Raw genomic sequence first — 20,643 nt, forward strand, 5'->3', positions numbered from 1 at the left:
AATAAGGTATAACATTATTTATACCTTAAAAACTAAATAAGAGTAAACCAGACATCAAATAAAGAAGTTAGTTAAGTCCTCGATCGATTAGTATCCGTAAGCTCCACGTGTCGCCACGCTTCCACACCGAACCTATCAACCTCATCGTCTCTGAGGGATCTTACTCACTCGAAGTGATGGGAAGTCTCATCTTGAGGGGGGCTTCATGCTTAGATGCTTTCAGCACTTATCCTTTCCACACGTAGCTACCCAGCAATGCTCCTGGCGGAACAACTGGTACACCAGCGGTGTGTCCATCCCGGTCCTCTCGTACTAAGGACAGCTCCTCTCAAACTTCCAACGCCCACGACGGATAGGGACCGAACTGTCTCACGACGTTCTGAACCCAGCTCGCGTACCGCTTTAATGGGCGAACAGCCCAACCCTTGGGACCGACTACAGCCCCAGGATGCGATGAGCCGACATCGAGGTGCCAAACCTCCCCGTCGATGTGAACTCTTGGGGGAGATAAGCCTGTTATCCCCGGGGTAGCTTTTATCCGTTGAGCGATGGCCCTTCCATGCGGAACCACCGGATCACTAAGCCCGACTTTCGTCCCTGCTCGACTTGTAGGTCTCGCAGTCAAGCTCCCTTCTGCCTTTACACTCTTCGAATGATTTCCAACCATTCTGAGGGAACCTTTGGGCGCCTCCGTTACCTTTTGGGAGGCGACCGCCCCAGTCAAACTGCCCGCCTGACACTGTCTCCGAACCGGATCACGGTCCTGGGTTAGAATGTCCATACAGCCAGGGTGGTATCCCACGGATGCCTCACCGTAAGCTAGCGCTCACGAGTCCAAGGCTCCCACCTATCCTGTACAAGCTGCACAGACATTCAATATCAGGCTACAGTAAAGCTCCACGGGGTCTTTCCGTCCTGTCGCGGGTAATGCGCATCTTCACGCATAGTATAATTTCACCGGGTCTCTCGTTGAGACAGTGCCCAAGTCGTTGCACCTTTCGTGCGGGTCGGAACTTACCCGACAAGGAATTTCGCTACCTTAGGACCGTTATAGTTACGGCCGCCGTTTACTGGGGCTTCGGTTCAAAGCTTCGGGCTAAAAGCCCTAACCCTTCCCCTTAACCTTCCAGCACCGGGCAGGTGTCAGCCCCTATACTTCGCCTTTCGGCTTCGCAGAGACCTGTGTTTTTGCTAAACAGTCGCTTGGGCCTATTCACTGCGGCTCCTCCATAAAGGAGCACCCCTTCTCCCGAAGTTACGGGGTCATTTTGCCGAGTTCCTTAACGAGAGTTCTCCCGCTCACCTTAGGATTCTCTCCTCGCCTACCTGTGTCGGTTTGCGGTACGGGCACCTATGATCTAACTAGAGGCTTTTCTTGGCAGTGTGAAATCAGGAACTTCGGTACTAGAGTTTCCCTCCCCATCACAGCTTGAAATTGCCAGACGGATTTGCCTATCTGACTTTCTCACTGCTTGGGCGCACCTATCCATCAGTGCGCATTCCTTATCCTTCTGCGTCCCCCCATCGCTCAAACAATCATGAGGTGGTACAGGAATATCTACCTGTTGTCCATCGCCTACGCCTTTCGGCCTCGGCTTAGGTCCCGACTAACCCTGAGAGGACGAGCCTTCCTCAGGAAACCTTAGGCATTCGGTGAAAGAGATTCTCACTCTTTTTTCGCTACTCATACCGGCATTCTCACTTCTAAGCGCTCCACCAGTCCTCACGGTCTGACTTCACAGCACTTAGAACGCTCTCCTACCATTGTTCGTAAGAACAATCCGCAGCTTCGGTGATACGTTTAGCCCCGGTACATTTTCGGCGCAGAGTCACTCGACCAGTGAGCTATTACGCACTCTTTAAATGATGGCTGCTTCTAAGCCAACATCCTGGTTGTCTGGGCAACTCCACATCCTTTTCCACTTAACGTATACTTTGGGACCTTAGCTGGCGGTCTGGGCTGTTTCCCTTTCGACTATGAACCTTATCACCCATAGTCTGACTCCCAAGTAAAAGTAACTGGCATTCGGAGTTTGACTGAATTCGGTAACCCGGTGAGGGCCCCTAGTCCAATCAGTGCTCTACCTCCAGTACTCTATTTCTTGAGGCTAGCCCTAAAGCTATTTCGGAGAGAACCAGCTATCTCCGTGTTCGATTGGCATTTCACCCCTACCCACACCTCATCCCCGCATTTTTCAACATACGTGGGTTCGGGCCTCCAGTCAGTGTTACCTGACCTTCACCCTGGACATGGGTAGATCACACGGTTTCGGGTCTACGACCGCATACTCATTCGCCCTATTCAGACTCGCTTTCGCTGCGGCTCCGTGTCTTCCACTTAACCTTGCATACGATCGTAACTCGCCGGTCCATTCTACAAAAGGTACGCCGTTACCCATTAACGGGCTTCGACTACTTGTAGGCACACGGTTTCAGGTTCTATTTCACTCCCCTCCCGGGGTGCTTTTCACCTTTCCCTCACGGTACTGGTTCACTATCGGTCACTAGGGAGTATTTAGCCTTGGGAGATGGTCCTCCCGGATTCCGACGGAATTTCACGTGTTCCGCCGTACTCAGGATACACTCCGGAGAGAATTCCTTTTCAATTACAGGGCTCTTACCTTCTTTGGCTGACCGTTCCAGGTCGATTCGTTTAAAGAATTCCTTGGTAACTCCAATGGAATGTCCTACAACCCCAGAAAGCAAGCTTTCTGGTTTGGGCTCTTTCCGTTTCGCTCGCCGCTACTCAGGAAATCGATTTTTCTTTCTCTTCCTCCGGGTACTGAGATGTTTCAGTTCCCCGGGTCTACCTCATGCACCCTATGTATTCAGATGCATGTACTGTTCCATTACGAACAGTGGGTTCCCCCATTCGGAAATCCCCGGATCAAAGTTTACTTACAACTCCCCGAGGCATATCGGTGTTAGTCCCGTCCTTCATCGGCTCCTAGTGCCAAGGCATCCACCGTGCGCCCTTATTCACTTAACTAAGTTACAGTAAATAAGCGTACTAATTATTAGCCTTGCTTTACATTAAAAATATTGATGTCGTTGTTACTCTTATTTAGTTTTCAAGGTACAAAAATGGAGCCTAGCGGGATCGAACCGCTGACCTCCTGCGTGCAAGGCAGGCGCTCTCCCAGCTGAGCTAAGGCCCCGTAATATAAAATATTTTAATAGATGGTGGGCCTGAGTGGACTCGAACCACCGACCTCACGCTTATCAGGCGTGCGCTCTAACCAGCTGAGCTACAGGCCCATCTATTTTAAGTATAAGTGAAAGAAATTGATCTCTCAAAACTGAACCAAACAACACAGTATGTCGGGCCTACAGGATGTAGGTCATGCCGATATTGCCACAGGACGTGGCGATCTTAATCGGCCTTCCTTAACCCGTAGGGTTCCGTAATAATCCTTAGAAAGGAGGTGATCCAGCCGCACCTTCCGATACGGCTACCTTGTTACGACTTCACCCCAATCATTAGTCCCACCTTCGGCGGCTGGCTCCAAAAGGTTACCTCACCGACTTCGGGTGTTACCAACTCTCGTGGTGTGACGGGCGGTGTGTACAAGGCCCGGGAACGTATTCACCGCGGCATGCTGATCCGCGATTACTAGCGATTCCGGCTTCATGTAGGCGAGTTGCAGCCTACAATCCGAACTGAGAATGGTTTTATGGGATTGGCTTGACCTCGCGGGTTCGCTTCCCTTTGTTCCATCCATTGTAGCACGTGTGTAGCCCAGGTCATAAGGGGCATGATGATTTGACGTCATCCCCACCTTCCTCCGGTTTGTCACCGGCAGTCACCTTAGAGTGCCCAACTAAATGCTGGCAACTAAGATCAAGGGTTGCGCTCGTTGCGGGACTTAACCCAACATCTCACGACACGAGCTGACGACAACCATGCACCACCTGTCACTCTGTCCCCGAAGGGAAAGCTCTATCTCTAGAGTTGTCAGAGGATGTCAAGACCTGGTAAGGTTCTTCGCGTTGCTTCGAATTAAACCACATGCTCCACCGCTTGTGCGGGCCCCCGTCAATTCTTTTGAGTTTCAGCCTTGCGGCCGTACTCCCCAGGCGGAGTGCTTAATGCGTTAACTTCAGCACTAAGGGGCGGAAACCCCCTAACACCTAGCACTCATCGTTTACGGCGTGGACTACCAGGGTATCTAATCCTGTTCGCTACCCACGCTTTCGCTCCTCAGCGTCAGTTACAGACCAGAGAGTCGCCTTCGCCACTGGTGTTCCTCCACATCTCTACGCATTTCACCGCTACACGTGGAATTCCACTCTCCTCTTCTGTACTCAAGTCCTCCAGTTTCCAATGACCCTCCACGGTTAAGCCGTGGGCTTTCACATCAGACTTAAAAGACCGCCTGCGAGCGCTTTACGCCCAATAATTCCGGACAACGCTTGCCACCTACGTATTACCGCGGCTGCTGGCACGTAGTTAGCCGTGGCTTTCTGGTTAGGTACCGTCAAGGCTGGGTCAGTTACTACCCAACTTGTTCTTCCCTAACAACAGAGTTTTACGATCCGAAAACCTTCATCACTCACGCGGCGTTGCTCCGTCAGACTTTCGTCCATTGCGGAAGATTCCCTACTGCTGCCTCCCGTAGGAGTCTGGGCCGTGTCTCAGTCCCAGTGTGGCCGATCACCCTCTCAGGTCGGCTACGCATCGTCGCCTTGGTGAGCCGTTACCCCACCAACTAGCTAATGCGCCGCGGGCCCATCTGTAAGTGACAGCCGAAACCGTCTTTTATCTTCTCACCATGAGATGAAAAGTATTATCCGGTATTAGCTCACGTTTCCGCGAGTTATCCCGATCTTACAGGCAGGTTGCCCACGTGTTACTCACCCGTCCGCCGCTCATTCCACAAACATCACCTCAGATGAGGGTCAGTTTGCTTCCTGCGCTCGACTTGCATGTATTAGGCACGCCGCCAGCGTTCGTCCTGAGCCAAGATCAAACTCTCCAAAAAAGTTTGTAATACTTAGCTGTTGTAGAAGCTGACTTCTACTTGTTTTAAAAAGAAAAACGAGTTTCCTTTTTCTTGACATACTGGTTGTTTTGTTCAGTTTTCAAAGATCAATTTATTATAATGTCGTTTTTTGCGACGAAATATAATATAACATGGTATCAATTTGTTGTCAACACGTTTTTACAAAAACTTTTTTCGTTTCGCAGAAAATGTTTTATCAAGCGACAACAGAATTTAATATAGCATAATAAAAACAATTGGGCAATAGGAAAATTTAAAAAATAATAATTATGATTAATCTATATCTTCTATCTATATCTAGACCCTTAAGCTAAATTCATTTCATCACAATAATAAAAACTCCTCACATGTTCCTTATACTTCATGATGAGGAGTTCTCCTACTTACTGATTCTCTTGTCGCTTCGGCATATATTTCATACATTCCTGGTCACTGGCTACACGACGAAGTAATTGAAAAAGGCTGCGGTATCTTTCCCTCATTGCTCGCTTAACCATATGATCAATTCTACTGTCACCCAGATCTAAAAGTAACTCTTCAAGCTCTCTTTTTAATAGATATTCAATTTCTTTTTGTTCCATTTCATTAATCAATAAGCCTAACATTTCATTCACCTCATAACCTTATCTACTATCTAGACAGCCCTATCCGTTACTTTTAACAGTTTCTAAAAGCTGTATCATCTTTAAATGCACTATTTATTTCAGTCCTCTATATACCCGGTCAGAAAAAATTCAGAAAAGGTACATCACAATCATTCGTTTCATGGAGTGAATTTTGTCGGTTGTTCGGTTATCTTCCCATATAGCAGGATAGTATTTCCCGAACTCACACCAAGTGCACACAGTATTAGCCTAATCTTACTATTCCCCGATTTCCACTATTTTCATCCCTGTTTTTGCTAAATTCTTCATTATATCGACTTCATTATAAATCGGATAGGCTTGTTCATATTTCTCCTTCATGCTCATAAACATAAATAGTAATAGTAATGGAGAAACGGGAGGAGAAGTTATGAATCATTTTTACGTTATTGGCTTAAGACGACGAAAAGGCTGGGTTATTATTATTGCACTTGCCCTCTTTACATCTTTACTTATATGGACACAAAGGGATGCTGTTATTTCTGTTTTTTCGAATGAGAAACCAACTGCACTTTCAAAGGGAAACACGGATGAACCAGCTATTGCATTAACCTTTAATATTAGCTGGGGTGAAGAAAGAGCGTTGGATATCTTGGAACAGCTCAAAGATGAAAATGTACAAGCAACATTTTTTGTCAGCGGGGAATGGGCTGAACGTCATCCGAAAATACTGGAGCAGATTTCAGAAGGTGACCATGAGTTAGGAATGATGGGATATCGATATAAAAGCTATCTGGATCAAGATATTGAACAAGTAAGGAAGGATCTACTGTATGCTCGTGATATTTTCAAAAAGCTTGGATATGAGGATGTTAACCTTTTGCGAACACCAAGTGGACATTTCAATGAAGAAGTTATCGAGCTTGCGGAAAGTCTGGATTTCGATGTGATTCATTGGAATATTAATCCGAATGATTGGGAAAATCCTGGAACTTCTGTAATTGTTGATCAGGTAATGAAAGACACTAGCAATGGTGATATTATCTTATTCCACGCTTCCGATGCAGCTAAGCAGACAGCAGAGGCTCTAAAGACGATTTTACCTGGATTAAAAAACAAAGGGTTCCAGCCCGTAACAATTTCAGAGTTAATCAACCAAGCACACGCTGAAACAAATCCCGTTGAATAAAATAAGTTCTAAAAAAACCTCTGACTAAATTTCCATCAGAGGTTTCCTTCATACCTATGCTTTACTAGCTTTTGCTTCTCCTGTTAGCTTGTTCGTCTTTTTTCCTTTTGTTTGCTTATCACCTGCTTTTCTTGTTATGCGATGTAAGGTAAGCAATTGATATGTATTACATGCCAGCAAAGGGCCGATCATTAACCAAGCATAATCACTGCCTTGTACTTGTAATCCGGGAACCCATTCAACTGTTGTAATAACAACCATGAAAAATAGCGCTGGTACAAACGCTTTTGGATTTGTTTCTTTCGCTTTACGTTTGGAAACAATCCAGCCAAATGCCAGCAAGGCTGCAGCACCTAACATATACCAATAAACAGCTACCTCCCCATCAGCTGCTTGATACGGAAAATATACTAAATCAAATAGAACAAATGCAATGACGAGCACTTGGACAGTTGGCCAAAAGGAACGAAACATATTCAATCCCATTCGATGGATAAATAAATAGGCGAAAAAACCAGTCATACTAACAACACTGAAAGTCAGGCCCAGTCCGCCAAAAAACAAAATAAGTCCAACCACTTCGAAAAAATCAAATGGTTTTAAATATGTTGCATAATCTTGAGGCTTTACAAAGAAGCTAACAACAAGACCTGCAATTCCCCCGATGATAAACGTTTTCCATAAAAAATTTACCAAGTTACGACTATTCAATATAAAATCCCCCTACAATCTGCGGCAATGAACAACTTTTCTCATAAAGAAGCACAGCTTCTAATCGCGACTTTGATAGTACATCCTTTATGACATATTCTAACATGAAGCGCTTTATTTTTCCCACTCCAAGTGAATATTTTATAAATTTGTCACTCATATTAAGGATATAGGAAGGAGGTACAATATCACATGTTACGCAAAGTATGTTTAACACTCCTTGCAATATCCTTCATGCTACTTGTTGCATGCAATGGTGAAGGTGGATCCCATAAAGAGGGTGACTATGAGGCAACAAAGAAAATGGTTGTTGATATATTACAAACAGAAGATGGAAAAAAGGCGTTAGCAGAAATAATGTCCGATGAGAAGCTAAAGCAAGAGCTTGTCATTCAATCTGATGTGGTGAAGAAATCAATTAATGAGACCCTTGTATCCGATAAGGGGAAAGAGATGTGGTCGACACTATTTGAGGACCCAAGTTTTGTCGAAGGCTATGCTAAGTCCATGTCAGAAGAACAGCAGAAATTAATGAAAGACTTAATGAATGATGCAGCTTACCAGAAACAAATGCTGGACTTATTACAAAATCCTGAAGTTACCAATCAGATACTCAGTCTCTTAAAAAGTCAGCAGTTTAAAGAGCACTTAGAGGAATCAATCACACAAACGCTCGAAACTCCATTATTCCAAGCAAAAATGCAGGAAATTTTGTTAAAAGCTGCTGAAGAACAGGCTAAAAAACAGGGTGGCCAAGGTTCTCAACAGCAAGGTGGCGGCCAAAGCACCGGTGGAGAAGAGGAAGGTGGCAGTGGAGGAAGTGGAGGCGGTGGCGGGGGAAGCTAGAAACACCCTACGCTTACCACCTTTTATATTCTGGAAAACAACAAAGAGGGGGGCCCCCCTCTTTTATTCATCTTCAAGCTTGGCAATCACCTTAGCTGCAATTTTATGGAACTGTTTTCCATTCGGATGATCTTCTTGATACACGGAAGGAGCAAATATATCCTCTTCCTCATATGGCTGTTGAATTGGCAACTGTCCCAATACCTTTGTTTTTAGTACTTCAGCGAGCTTTTTACCGCCGCCTTCACCAAATACATATTCAATTTCACCCGTTTTCTTGCTTTCAAAATAGGCCATGTTTTCGACAACGCCTAGAATTTCATGATCCGTCTTCAGAGCCATTTGCCCTGCTCTTGCTGCTACAAATGCCGCTGTCGGATGCGGCGTGGTTACGATAATCTCTTTACAGGTTGGCAGAAGCTCATGGACGTCCATTGCAATATCTCCTGTTCCTGGTGGTAAATCAAGGAGCAGATAGTCCAAATCGCCCCATTCCACTTCTGAAAAGAAGCTATTAATCATTTTACCAAGCATTGGACCGCGCCAAATGATCGGAGAGTTGTCCTCTACAAAAAAGCCCATTGAGATTACTTTAACCCCAAAACGTTCTACTGGAAGAATCTTTTTGCCGCGAACAACAGGCCGTTCTTCCACACCCATCATGTCAGGCACACTAAAGCCATAAATATCAGCATCAATAATACCGACCTTTTTGCCAAGTCTTCTGAGGGCAACTGCAAGGTTAACGGTTACGGTAGACTTCCCTACGCCACCTTTACCACTGGCAATTGCGATAAACTTCGTATTGGTGTTTCCACCCATAAGTGAAGCCTCTTTCGCTTGTTCTGCTGCAGGCTGATATTTTTGAATGACTTCATCAGGCAACTGTTCAAATCGCAGTCCGACGGTGTTTGCACCATTTCTTTTTAATATGCCAACGATTTCCTGCTGCAATTGCATTTGTTCAGCGGTATTTGTTTTTGAAATACCAATTTTAACGCTGACATGCTTCTTGTCCTCCTTAATCGTTACACTGATAATCCCACCGGTTTCTTCCAGTGTTCTATGTAAAAAAGGATCCTGAACAGGACTTAACAGTTCTTTCACTTCTTCTTGCGTTAACATCGTAAGCCACCACCCTTTATCTTATGTACTAACAAATGAAGTACTGCATCTGCTATAGCTTGTTCAAAAAGTCCGGTAAAAATGACACACCGGGAGCAAGACCTTTGACTAAACGCCGTGTCTTGTGTCGAACGACGAAGTCACCATATCCCTTGGAAGTTGAAGTTCGCCAGTTCGCCTTTTCCTACGTGCAAGAACGTCTGCTCATGTATTAAATGCATACGTTCCACCGCCCAAAATTTCGCCGACTTGAACTTTAATGCAATGGACGTGTTAGTGTCGATACCCGCAAAAGAACGCTGCAAAATTAGCCGACTCCCGGTCCTTTTTAACCTACTTTTGAACACGTAGTTTTAGTATAACATATTTCATGTCAAATCTAAGTGATTTGCACTATGGTGGCGGTTTCACTATTCCTCCTCTATTTCCTCTGTCAAATATCTGAGAACACCTTCATAGATGCTCACCGCCATTTTCCGCTGATAATCCTCCTGTGTCAGTAATGCCTGTTCCTCAGGGTTCGACAAAAAGCCAATTTCGACAAGTGCACCCGGCACCTTTGCATGCTTTAGTAAATAGATCCCATTAATTACTAATGGTGAACGATTTGTATTATCCAGGTTGCGAATAATCTCCTCTTGAATCATTTTTGCTAAGTGCCCATTTTCATCGAATTCTGGGTAATAGAAGGTTTGCGCTCCTCTCCAACGGCTGGAAGGTACTGCATTTAAATGTACCGTTAAAAAGAAATCCGGTTTTTTTTCATGGATAAAATCCAGACGGTTGCGGATATCCTCTGCTTTTCTTCTCGCCAACCCTTTTGTACTCTCATCAGCAAGGTCTGTATCCTCTTCTCTCGTCAAATAAACGATTGCACCATTTTGCTGCAGGTAGCTTTGCAGCATTTTTGATACAGCTAGCGCAACATCCTTTTCCTCTGTTTTGTCTGACCCAACTGCTCCACCATCCGGTCCACCATGTCCCGGATCAATCACAATTGTTTTTCCGGAAAGTGGCGGCGACCATGGACCACTCGCTTCAAAATCATTTTGGGTAATTGGAAATTGAATTAAAAACACTAAAACAAATACACCAAGCACCCAATACATTATCTTCGTCCTACGCCCCATCTTACCCGCTCCTCTAAAGATTGTTCAAAAGTCCGATCAAAATTTCCCCGACCCTTATGAACACGTATTTTAACTATTCTATTCTTAAATTTATGGGACAAGTTACGGGTTTATGACTACCGATTTGTGGTATCCTAAAGATGAGGAAATGTTTACTGAAAACTGAAAAAGGCTATTAATTACAAATAGACAAATGAATAGGAGGGAATAAATGGTATGATTTGGATTGGTATTGGTTTAATCATTATTGGAGTTGCATTTATTGGATTGGTTGTTTTCCTTATTAAACCACTGAACAAGCTGGCAAGTGTTTTAAATAGCATACAGAAAACAACAGATAAGCTCCCAAAAACAGTGGATGACGTAACTTCCCAAACAACGGAAGCAATTGGAACGGGTATCGATACATTACATCAGGTAAATAGCCAGGTTAAACATTTAAGCCCGATTTTCCAAATCGTTGGAGATGCTGGACATGCAGCTAACCAGCTGTCATCAAAAATGGTGGATGCAGTTGAAGATATGAAGCAAAATACACAGCATGCCAATGATTTTTCAACACGAAAAAACCTTGAAGGATTATACGGAGCATTAACGCTTGGGTTTTTTCTTTTTCGAAAAACAAGGAAGTAACATTAGAAAACTTGGCGAATGCCTTAGTTGCTCTTATGCAGCATAAGAAACTTTATACTTTCTTATCTGCCATGTGAAAGTCCTGCTTGTCAGAACTTGAAAATAAATAAGAGACGAGTCATTTTTTAACGACTCGTCTCTTTCTACTTCTTCTAGAGGGATTTTTCAACAACCGCATCTTTTACATCCTGCTTAATGCGCTTGATATCATTTGCTCGCATTGCCCCATCCGCATAGAGTTTCTTTTCCAAATTTTTCACGCGCTCGAAAACCGATTTATTTACTCCTTGCTGCTGCCTTTTCGATAAGTAATCGACCGCCAGCCAGCCAAGAGAAACTCCTGCAACAGTGCTTGCAAGCATGACGAAGTTCCTTTTGCCTTCTCTCATAATTATTCACCCTTTTGCTTTTTTCAGTTCCTGACGCTTTTTAAGCCAGTAATATCCTAAGGCAAAGGTGCCATAGACGCCCCCAAGCTTATTGCCTTCTGCAACTTCCTTACCGCCTTCTGTTTTCGTTTTAATTGAGTCAGTTACATCTACTAGTGAGGAAGAGAATTTACGTGTCACATTACCGACATCTCCGATTACGTAAAACAGCGGGCTCAAATGCTTGAGCTTATCATTCACATCAACTAACGTTTGATTACTTTCATTAATCATATTGCCTGTTTCTTTAAAAACATCATCTAATTGCTTTGGCAGCTCTTTTACAGTCTTATCTATTCCACCCAGGACACCTGCAAGGTTATTCAAAGCATGTCCAATGAAGAACGCTAAGACAAGAAACGCCACTCCAATAAGCAGTACACCAATTCCCACTAACGTCATCTTGATCCCTCTTTTCCTGTATTTACCGGAACAATGTCCGTCTGCTGTACGATCAATTCATTTTTTTCTTTTGTTCCTGATTGCCATTTTGAAAATAACTGTATAGCGACCTCGCTCCATGTCATTCCCGCGACAAATGGCTTCATTTTTTGTTCTAATTTTTGCTCTGAAAGCTGCTTGCTTGTTTCATCATAGACTTCATTTAATGATATGACTGACTTCCCAACATTTTCAGCCGAGTCAAAGACACTATCTGTAGCATTAACTTTTTCTCGAATGTCATCAACCAGTTTACTTGACTCATTTAATGTTTGATTAAGATGCGGGGTCATGTATTCTAATTCCCGTTCAAGCTCTTCAAGCGATGTCCCAAGTGTTTTTACCATATTTGCAACACGTTTTAATACAAAGGATAGATAAATGGCAACAATTGCAAAGGCAATCGAAACGAACAAAATACTGACGTAAAAGATTTCCATATGTAATGGTCCCTCCTTATTTAACACTACTATATTATACCACGCGCTTTAATAAATAAAACGTTTACGCGCGCATCCAAAAGATTGATAAGAGCAAATCATGGGTATAGAAACAGTAACTAACGAATTGGAGGACTCAGAATGGCTGCTGTTAAACAATTTTCACAAGCATTTATGAAAAAATTCAACCAACACAATGTTACGTTACTTGCCGCATCCTTAGCATACTATTTTCTTTTAGCTATTTTTCCGCTATTAATCGTAGGATTCGCTATTATTCCCTATTTTCAAATCAGTCCTGATGATGCGATGGACTTTTTTAGCTCAATTGTGCCTGGCGAACTGGTTTCTGTCTTGGAAGAAAATATCGTCAGTCTCGTAGAAACACCGCGCGGCGGCCTTTTAACCGTCGGTATCATTGGTGCGCTTTGGTCTGCATCAAATGGGATTAACGCATTTATCAAAGCGTCGAACGAAGCATACGATGTCGAAGAAACTAGATCATTTATTATTGTCCGTCTTATTGCATTTGGATTAACACTTAGCATGATTCTTGCGGTTGTTACTGCTATTCTGCTACCTGTCTTTGGTGATGTTCTATTAGACTTCGGTATATCATTGCTTGGCATAAACGCTGAAATGACATGGCTCTTGCAAGTGTTACGTTATGCAATTAGTCTTATTATTATTACCGTGTTGCTCATGTGCCTCTATCGATTTGCACCCAATAAAAAAATTCCATTTAAGCATATACTCCCTGGCGCGTTAGCAGCAAGTATTTTATGGCAGATTATCTCGTTTGGCTTTTCCATCTATGTAGGTAATTTCGGGAACTACTCTGCCACATATGGAAGCCTCGGGGGGATTATCGTATTAATGATCTGGTTCTTTTTAACAGCTATTATTCTCATGGTTGGTGCTATCCTTAGTGTAATGTATCACCAAAAGGCCACGAGAGAGAATACAGAAATTCATAAAGCGGCAAATATTTAAAATGAACCTGGCTTGGAGCATCATCTCCAAGCCTTCTTTTACTGACTTAGAATATGTTTAATACTTGCCCGCACCATAAAAGGCAATGGCTGTTCCAATGCTCTATACAGTAGATTGGGCTGTGTAATCCCATTCGTATAAAAATATTGTTCGATTCGCGCTGCTTTTTCTTGCTTATTCGGGATTAACTGATATAAAACAAACCAATCCTCCAGTGCTGATAAGGGGATAAAAACGCCTTGAATATTCTTCCTATCAACAATATGATTCGCATCAAAGAATAACTTGTAGGTCCCTTGATTATGTTCAATAGCGAAGTTACCCATTACATCGACTCCAGCTTCATCTACCTCATACTGATAAAAATAAGTTGTGCGAAACGGGTCTTTTCTAGTAGCTGCTTGCTCTCTCCCAACCTGACTCATTGTATGCCTGATCAGATCGGTATCTTTTTCAGCAACCAATATATCAATATCATTTGGCGAATCAATTAGCTGGTAGTGTTGCAACAATAGTGACCCACCAACCGCCCATTCAATGTTACTCTTATTTAATTGTTCACCTATCTTCATTAAAGGATGTTGAAGCTTCATAAATTATCCTCATTCCTAATTAAGCTTCCTATAGAATTACCTCGACAATAAACCTGTTACAAAATACTCCAGCCAATTTGCATCCGAAAATGATTCACCCGTTAATTGCTTTGTCCTTAATGGAGTAATAAAGTGAGCGCCATGCTGGAAAAAGGGCGATGGCCCAACAGCAACGAATTCTCCTTGCTCCACTCCAGCAGAAACCTCTACAACCTCATCCACATGCAAGCCTTTTTCAATGTTTTCTTTAGCAATTTTTCCTTCCTGTGTCATTTTCCAAACAGCATCCGTGAATATCGCCTTCTCAAAGAGCACTGTTGCACCAAGCGATTCTTCCATCGTTATGGCTATATCAACATGATAGCCTGGAAGCAATCCCTCTGCACCATCTTCTCTTTCAAGGACAATTTGGAAAGGGTAAATGCTCTCCTTTTCAATGTCAATTTCCTTTGGTGTGTTACTAACTTCCTCGACGACTCCACCTAAGCGAACTCCCATTTCATGAACAGCTACTTCAGCAATACGCCCTTCCTCCATATTGGCACGCTCTTGCTCTGTCAATTCGCCAATTGCAAGCACATCTTTATTTTGAATCGTAATTACTGGATCATCCAGATTTACGTCCAGCTGACTAATTGCTCCTTCATAAGGGCTTTGTACAGTAATAGTATCTCCAGTTGTCCGCAGCTCGACTAATTGATTATTAATCGTCTGAAGCTGTGCACTTTTTTGTGACAATTCCAGTTCTTTTTCGACTAAAAACTGCTCCCTCAACAAATCGGCTTCCATTGACGTTTGAGGGTACTCTAATTCAATTAACTCCTCTGTAATGGTGACAGCTTTTGGTGAACCGACTTCATCCGACGGAATCTGATACATTTCCATTTGCGAAATCGCCTGTTCAATTGCCGAAATCTCTTCTTGAATCTGATCTGCTTGATTCATCAAATCAGCTTCCATTTCGTAATAATCATGAACAAGATATGTATATAATGCATCTCCCTCATTTACCTGTTCTCCTTCTTCAACAAGAAATTGCTGAAAGCTTCCAAGCTGATTGTCGAAATATACATGCTCTTTCCCTGCAGCACGAAGCACACCAGGTTTATAAAGCTTCTCCCTCATATCTTTTTCAAAGCTTTTCGTCCATTCATTAATATAAGATATACGTTCCACCTTTCCCTCATCATCTAAGAACACCAGCAAAAAATTCACCACAATAAACACAGCCATTAGTATGGGGGCTATTCTTTTTCGCATCATCCAAACCACCTACTTAATATGTAAACATCACCAAAAGCAGTAAGCGCTGTAAGACACCAGCCCAGAAAATGCAATAAAATAACATTAATCGCAATAACGAATTTCTTCATTTCTGAAAATACAGAGAGATATTTTACTTGAAACCAAATAATCCATAGCTGAAATAATGTAATTGCCCCAAAAAAGTAAATCACCCAAGGCACTTCCGTTATGTATGAGGCGATGATACCTAAGGATAATGGTGAAACCTGCCAGTTCAACCCAGCAACAATAACAAGTGGGATCCAGAGCAGTCGTTCCATCAGCATAACAACTAGGACAATCTGCTGCATAATAACTAGCTTTTGATATGGGATTCCTGTAAGCAGATAAAACAAGAAGCCTGGAAAAAATAAGATAAATGCTGCAAATAAAATGGCATAGAGCCCTCTCCCTAGCAGAAACCACAGCTTACTAGTTTCATACGTCAAATCACTTAGTGTTACTGCGACACCTGAAATACGTTCTGTTCCTAATCCAAGATATGCCATCCAAAGATAGACAGCAATCGCTGCAAGAACGAGGACAACACTCACCTTCCACAGTTGCTGTATGCGTTCTGCTTTTTTAATGCGAAATAAATCATCCTCCATCGAAAAAAGGAGCCTAAATAAATGAACACGATATGTCATAAACCCCATTCCTTTTCCTCTTGCCGTAGTGACTTTATTTTAACGTACAATTTGAAGAAATTCTATGAATTTTGTCTTTTCTGACTCACAACAGGAAATTAGTCCCTGGAAGGGATTGTGGCAATTTGTCGAAACGTGGCGAGAGGGTAAATTTTTTGGATTAAGTTGTTATAACAGCTCTCAGATAGGTTCGAATCATTTTCCGGAACAGCCGCAATCTGAGGCATGGCATTTCCGGAAAGAACATCATTACGATAAAGTGAAACCGGATTTGGCCGGTGAATTCCATTTTTAGATTCCTTAATGCATAATAAAAACTGTCTTAAAAATAATCTGCAAGAAATGTTTGATTTACTGGGATAAGCTTTTCCAATATGTCCAGCGTATTCGTATCTGCTTGAATTAGTCCGATCTTCGCTAGCTCATGCGACCGTCTATAGCCTAGAAGAATCGAGGTTAATTGCTGGACATCACAGTGAATTCCTTCGGTTTTATATGTATCTGAATCTGACCGAAAAATCCGGATACTGCCTTTTTCCACATTTATATCATAGCTCCCGCTGTTTTCCGGCAAGAAATGATCCTTTACATGCAGAAGCAAGGTAGCATCGGGTAAATCCTCATTAAAAGGGTAGCTTTTCAAAAAGTTCGGTACATCAACAATACGACCCATAAAGTATGGTTCAACTGCTTGCTTAAAGCGTGGCTCACCAATTAATAATGGAAGCATATCATTTTCGGGTACCGTCATCTTGACCTCTTTTGCCATGGAATCATGATTAGCAATAAAATTTAAAAGCAGTTTCCAACCATTTAACGAACGATACACAAGCTCTTTCACTTCGAAAATCCGATCCTTTACATTGTAGAATATATAGCCTTCTGGTCGATTATTATCATCATAGCAAACCGACATCATCATATCTTTCGCTAAAACGCGCTGCTTCCACCACTTCTCGTCACGAACTAGCGATCCATTCAATTGCTTGGCAAAATCAGTATAAATAGAGTGAAAAAGCTCGATATCCACCGTCGTTCTCCGGACATAGCCAGCTGCGTCCCATTTACGTTTTAATGCTTCCATTGGAATTGTGTAGTGTTTTTCATTAAACACAACTTCCCAGCCAAATTTCCGATAAAACGGAACTGAAAATGGATGTAAATACGACAGCATTTGACCATTTTTCTTCATATGTTTTATAGCGTGGGCAAGCAGCTGCTTTACCATTCCATTCCTTCGGTATTCTGGCCATGTTGCCACAGCGCTGACACCACCCATTTCAAAATGCTTACCGTTAATATATACAGACAACGGTATCAAATGGAGCTTTGCAGCGATCCGGCCTTCCTCCATCCATCCCCAAATAATGTGTCGCTCTGCTTCTTCCTTCTTTTTTAATAAATCTGCCTCTGATAATTTATATTGAAAAGCAAACTGGGATAACTCAAAAATCTCGTTATAATCAGCTGCAGATAATTTTTTTATTGGATTCATTTATGCGTCCCCCTTTATATGATGTTGCACTGGAGATTGTGTCAAAATCTAGTAATCTTTAACTTTCATTGCAGAAAAAACAAGTAATTTAATGTTTATTATATAGAATTTATAAAAATAAAAACACTGCAAACCTTTATGCTGCATGGTTTGCAGTGTTTTTATTTGATTTTACTGTCCAAACAGATTTGGTAAAAATAATGCGATTTCCGGTATATATGCTACTAATAAGAGTACGATAATCATTACACTATAGAAAGGTAACATCGCCTTTGCTGACTTCTCTATCGATATTCGGCCAATCGCAGACCCCACGAAAAGCACTGAACCTACCGGAGGTGTAACAAGTCCAATCCCTAATGCAAGAATTAATACAACTCCAAAATGGACCGGATCCATTCCTACGCTTGTTGCAACAGGAAGAAGGATTGGCGTTGCAATTAAAATAAGTGGTGCCATATCCATAACCATTCCTAACAAAAGTAAAATAATCAGGATAACCAGTATTGTTATGGCATCATTAGGTGAGAAAGTTAATAGCGCATCTGAAACTAATGCAGGTACTTTCAATAAAGCTAGCAACCAGCCAAAAGCAGACGAAGCGCCTATCAAAAACAGAACCATCGCTAATGTTCGAAACGTTCTTTCCAAAATTAATCCCATTCTAGAAATAGGTATCTCCCTATATACAAAGAATGTAATGATAAATGCATAAAGCGCACCAATTGCTGCTGATTCAGTAGCTGTAAAGAAACCACTTAAAATCCCGCCCATAATAATTACAACTGTAAATAAACCTAATAATCCATCACGAACGATTTTCGGAATTTCTTCGCGCTTTATAGGCTCCCCTTTAGGATAATTTCGTTTCACAGCAAGCATGTAAGTTAAAATCATAATAGCAAGACCAAGAATTAACCCTGGTCCAAGACCTCCAACAAAAAGCGCACCGACAGATACACCACCCGCAGCAGTTGAGTAGATGATCATGTTATGACTTGGAGGGATCATTACTCCCTGTGTGGAGCTTGAAATCGTTACTGCAACGGAATAATCGGTATCATACTTTTGTTTTTTCATCATCGGAATTAATACTGAACCGAGTGAGGAAGTATCAGCAAGTGCTGAACCTGAAATTCCGCCAAAGAAGGTACTTGCCAATACGTTTACCATAGCTAGTCCGCCTCTAATCCTCCCGATAATAACATTAGCAAGATTAATTAACCTTCTCGAAATTCCACCTTCATTCATAATTTCCCCAGCTAAAATGAAAAAAGGTATTGCCAGTAGTGCAAATGAATCCAATCCACCAACCATTCGCTGTACAAGAGCTGCTGGGTCAATACCCATATAAATACCGGTGAACAAGGATGAAATAATCAATGTGAGAGCGATAGGGACCCTACAAATTAACATCAAGAAAAAACTGCCAAATAAAATAAGTATCTCCATCGTCTCACCCCTCATTTGCATCATCAAACTCTTGATGCATTCCTTTCTTGAATAATAACAATATGCCGTACAGTGTGACATAAAATCCAGCTATTGGGATAGACAGATACAACATACTACTAGGCAGCCCCGTTCCGGGCATGATATTATTTCCCATCAATGTTGTAAAATTCCACCCATAGTACATCATAATAACACCCAAAAATATAACGAGCACTTTAGCAAAGTAATCAAAAACATCCTGAACTTTGCTGGGCATCATATTGACAACAAGACCTAACGCAATATGAAGCTTTTCTTTAAACCCATAAGCTATGCCTAAAAAGCTTACCCATACAAATAAAACTCGTGATAATTCTTCTGACCAGGAAGGTGTTGAACTAAGTATCTGACGTGAAAAAACCTGGTATATAATGATGACAATCATGACTGCAAGAAGCACAAGTGAAACTACCAATAGCAGCCGATCCAGAATAAGCTTAATTAGTCTTAATACCTTCATCATAATCCTCCTTATGAAAATAGGGGAATGAGGATAACCCCCGCTTCCCCTATAGATTTATGCTTTATTCTGTTAGTCTATCAATCCATTCGCCGAATTGGTCACCATATTTATCGTATACAGGCTGAACTGCATCTCTCCACTCGGATACATCCTCTACCTCAATCAGTTCACTTCCAGCCTCAACTACAGCTTCTCTAGCTTCCTCCGTCAGTTCCGCCCATGCCTCACGCTGTACTGCAACCGATTCCAAAGCAGCTTCCCTAAACGCTTCTTTATCCTCATCGCTTAACTCATTCCATAAACTTTCTGAAGCTAGTAATACTTCTGGATTTCCTTGATAACCATTCACGGTAAAGTATTTTGATACATTATAATGATTGGAAGTGTAATAGCTTGGGAAGTTATTCTCTGCTCCATCAATTACACCTGTCTGCAACGCTGAATAAACTTCTCCATATTCCATTGGTGTTGCGGAAGCACCTAATGTTTCTACGATGTCAATTGCCAGTTCAGAATTCTGCACTCGAATTTTCAACCCTGCCATATCCTCTGGTTTTTCTATCGGACGTTCGGAATTATAAAAGCTTCTTTCCCCGGAATCATAGAACGCTAGTCCAACTAAGTTTGATCCATCTAATGTCGCTAAAAGATCTTGTCCCACTTCACCATTCAATTTTTCCCACTTTGCTTCCTCATCCTCAAATAAGTAAGGCATCGATAATACCCCAATATCTTGTGAGAACTGTGTTAATGGGATTGCATTAACTCTCGCTAAGTCGATTGTACCTAATTGTGCTTGCTCTAGTACTTCTGACTCCTCACCTAGTTGCCCACCTGAGTATACTTCAATTTCATAACGTCCCTCTGTCTTTTCCTTAACCAGTCTAGCAAACTCCTTATCTCCGATAGCAGTCGGATAATCATCTGGATGATTTTCGGCTAAACGTAATGTTTTTGTTTCCGTACTTCCATTAGCATCTCCAGTACCATCTTCTTCAGACGATCCCCCACATGCCGCTAACAACATAGCTACAAAAATCAACATCGAGATAAATGTTACCGCTTTCCTTCCCATTTAATATCCCCCTAAAATATTATTTGTTAGTCAAACAAACTAATTCATATCCTCATTATAAATGAA

The 20,643-nt window shown here is 42.1% G+C and carries 18 protein-coding genes, 2 tRNA genes and 2 rRNA genes; 4 read left to right on the forward strand and 18 right to left on the reverse strand.

Annotation, left to right across the window (positions count from 1 at the left end):
* Positions 1-67 precede the first annotated feature (67 nt).
* The 5 genes from NSQ77_RS09140 to NSQ77_RS09160 all read right to left on the reverse strand — a co-directional run bounded on the left by NSQ77_RS09140 (position 68) and on the right by NSQ77_RS09160 (position 5,608).
* A 23S ribosomal RNA gene (locus tag NSQ77_RS09140) occupies positions 68-2,989 on the reverse strand.
* A gap of 96 nt (positions 2,990-3,085) precedes the next feature.
* Positions 3,086-3,158: transfer RNA gene (locus NSQ77_RS09145), tRNA-Ala, on the reverse strand.
* Between the two features lie 23 nt (positions 3,159-3,181).
* A tRNA-Ile gene (locus NSQ77_RS09150) sits at positions 3,182-3,258 on the reverse strand.
* 160 nt (positions 3,259-3,418) lie between these two features.
* Positions 3,419-4,982, reverse strand: a 16S ribosomal RNA gene (locus NSQ77_RS09155).
* The 16S and 23S rRNA genes sit together here with 2 tRNA genes alongside, the layout of an rRNA operon.
* A gap of 404 nt (positions 4,983-5,386) precedes the next feature.
* On the reverse strand, positions 5,387-5,608 hold the full coding sequence (locus NSQ77_RS09160) for a hypothetical protein (protein ID WP_339230468.1): 222 nt from the start codon (positions 5,606-5,608) through the stop codon (positions 5,387-5,389).
* Positions 5,609-6,017: 409 nt separating this feature from the next.
* Between NSQ77_RS09160 and pdaB the strand changes: the two genes are divergently transcribed.
* Positions 6,018-6,776, forward strand: a complete 759-nt coding sequence (gene pdaB / locus NSQ77_RS09165) for a polysaccharide deacetylase family sporulation protein PdaB (protein ID WP_339230470.1) — start codon at positions 6,018-6,020, stop codon at positions 6,774-6,776.
* Between the two features lie 54 nt (positions 6,777-6,830).
* Here pdaB and NSQ77_RS09170 read toward each other — a convergent pair whose 3' ends face one another.
* Positions 6,831-7,487, reverse strand: coding sequence for a KinB-signaling pathway activation protein (locus NSQ77_RS09170; RefSeq protein WP_339230472.1), 657 nt, complete (start codon positions 7,485-7,487; stop codon positions 6,831-6,833).
* A 192-nt stretch (positions 7,488-7,679) separates the two neighbouring features.
* Between NSQ77_RS09170 and gerD the strand changes: the two genes are divergently transcribed.
* Positions 7,680-8,333 carry a spore germination lipoprotein GerD gene (gerD, locus tag NSQ77_RS09175; protein ID WP_339230474.1) on the forward strand — a complete coding sequence of 218 codons (654 nt, stop codon included), beginning with the start codon at positions 7,680-7,682 and terminating at the stop codon, positions 8,331-8,333.
* Positions 8,334-8,396: 63 nt separating this feature from the next.
* Here the strand turns inward: gerD and NSQ77_RS09180 are convergent, their stop codons facing one another.
* A complete protein-coding gene (locus tag NSQ77_RS09180; RefSeq protein WP_339230475.1) occupies positions 8,397-9,458 on the reverse strand; it encodes a P-loop NTPase in 1,062 nt (353 codons plus the stop codon).
* Positions 9,459-9,868: 410 nt separating this feature from the next.
* The gene (gene cwlD / locus NSQ77_RS09185) at positions 9,869-10,588 is read right to left on the reverse strand and encodes an N-acetylmuramoyl-L-alanine amidase CwlD (protein WP_339230477.1); all 720 of its coding nucleotides are present in this window, start codon (positions 10,586-10,588) and stop codon (positions 9,869-9,871) included.
* A 216-nt stretch (positions 10,589-10,804) separates the two neighbouring features.
* Between cwlD and NSQ77_RS09190 the strand changes: the two genes are divergently transcribed.
* A complete protein-coding gene (locus NSQ77_RS09190) occupies positions 10,805-11,221 on the forward strand; it encodes a DUF948 domain-containing protein (RefSeq protein ID WP_339230479.1) in 417 nt (138 codons plus the stop codon).
* 152 nt (positions 11,222-11,373) lie between these two features.
* On the opposite strand, the gene NSQ77_RS09195 is transcribed toward NSQ77_RS09190, so the two are convergent.
* From NSQ77_RS09195 to NSQ77_RS09205, 3 genes are read right to left on the reverse strand one after another with little or no spacing between them, the layout of a single operon-like run.
* Positions 11,374-11,610 carry a hypothetical protein gene (locus NSQ77_RS09195; RefSeq protein ID WP_339230481.1) on the reverse strand — a complete coding sequence of 79 codons (237 nt, stop codon included), beginning with the start codon at positions 11,608-11,610 and terminating at the stop codon, positions 11,374-11,376.
* 6 nt (positions 11,611-11,616) lie between these two features.
* Positions 11,617-12,051, reverse strand: a complete 435-nt coding sequence (locus NSQ77_RS09200; RefSeq protein ID WP_339230483.1) for a DUF948 domain-containing protein — start codon at positions 12,049-12,051, stop codon at positions 11,617-11,619.
* The gene (locus tag NSQ77_RS09205) at positions 12,048-12,530 is read right to left on the reverse strand and encodes a DUF948 domain-containing protein (RefSeq protein WP_339230485.1); all 483 of its coding nucleotides are present in this window, start codon (positions 12,528-12,530) and stop codon (positions 12,048-12,050) included. Before NSQ77_RS09205 ends, NSQ77_RS09200 begins: the two co-directional genes overlap by 4 nt.
* 141 nt (positions 12,531-12,671) lie before the next feature.
* On the opposite strand from NSQ77_RS09205, the gene NSQ77_RS09210 reads away from it, so the two are divergent.
* Positions 12,672-13,523: a YihY/virulence factor BrkB family protein gene (locus tag NSQ77_RS09210; RefSeq protein ID WP_339230487.1), complete on the forward strand. Its 852-nt coding sequence runs from the start codon at positions 12,672-12,674 to the stop codon at positions 13,521-13,523.
* A 38-nt stretch (positions 13,524-13,561) separates the two neighbouring features.
* Here the strand turns inward: NSQ77_RS09210 and NSQ77_RS09215 are convergent, their stop codons facing one another.
* From NSQ77_RS09215 to NSQ77_RS09245, 7 genes are all read right to left on the reverse strand, one after another.
* The gene (locus tag NSQ77_RS09215) at positions 13,562-14,116 is read right to left on the reverse strand and encodes a hypothetical protein (RefSeq protein ID WP_339230489.1); all 555 of its coding nucleotides are present in this window, start codon (positions 14,114-14,116) and stop codon (positions 13,562-13,564) included.
* A 36-nt stretch (positions 14,117-14,152) separates the two neighbouring features.
* Positions 14,153-15,376, reverse strand: coding sequence for an efflux RND transporter periplasmic adaptor subunit (locus NSQ77_RS09220; RefSeq protein WP_339230491.1), 1,224 nt, complete (start codon positions 15,374-15,376; stop codon positions 14,153-14,155).
* Entirely contained in the window at positions 15,376-16,059 is a 684-nt protein-coding gene (locus NSQ77_RS09225; RefSeq protein WP_339230493.1) for a hypothetical protein, read from the reverse strand. The genes NSQ77_RS09220 and NSQ77_RS09225 overlap by 1 nt, the downstream gene beginning before the upstream one ends.
* A gap of 313 nt (positions 16,060-16,372) precedes the next feature.
* On the reverse strand, positions 16,373-17,545 hold the full coding sequence (locus NSQ77_RS09230) for a GNAT family N-acetyltransferase (protein WP_339230495.1): 1,173 nt from the start codon (positions 17,543-17,545) through the stop codon (positions 16,373-16,375).
* A gap of 171 nt (positions 17,546-17,716) precedes the next feature.
* Positions 17,717-18,997, reverse strand: a complete 1,281-nt coding sequence (locus NSQ77_RS09235) for a TRAP transporter large permease (protein WP_339230496.1) — start codon at positions 18,995-18,997, stop codon at positions 17,717-17,719.
* A 4-nt stretch (positions 18,998-19,001) separates the two neighbouring features.
* Positions 19,002-19,499, reverse strand: coding sequence for a TRAP transporter small permease (locus tag NSQ77_RS09240; RefSeq protein WP_339230498.1), 498 nt, complete (start codon positions 19,497-19,499; stop codon positions 19,002-19,004).
* A gap of 64 nt (positions 19,500-19,563) precedes the next feature.
* Positions 19,564-20,577 (reverse strand): TRAP transporter substrate-binding protein, encoded by a 1,014-nt coding sequence (locus NSQ77_RS09245; protein WP_339230500.1) that lies wholly within the window; start codon positions 20,575-20,577, stop codon positions 19,564-19,566.
* Between the last annotated feature and the right edge of the window lie 66 nt (positions 20,578-20,643).

This window comes from Oceanobacillus sp. FSL K6-2867 (genome assembly GCF_037963145.1).
Lineage (GTDB): Bacteria > Bacillota > Bacilli > Bacillales > Amphibacillaceae > Oceanobacillus.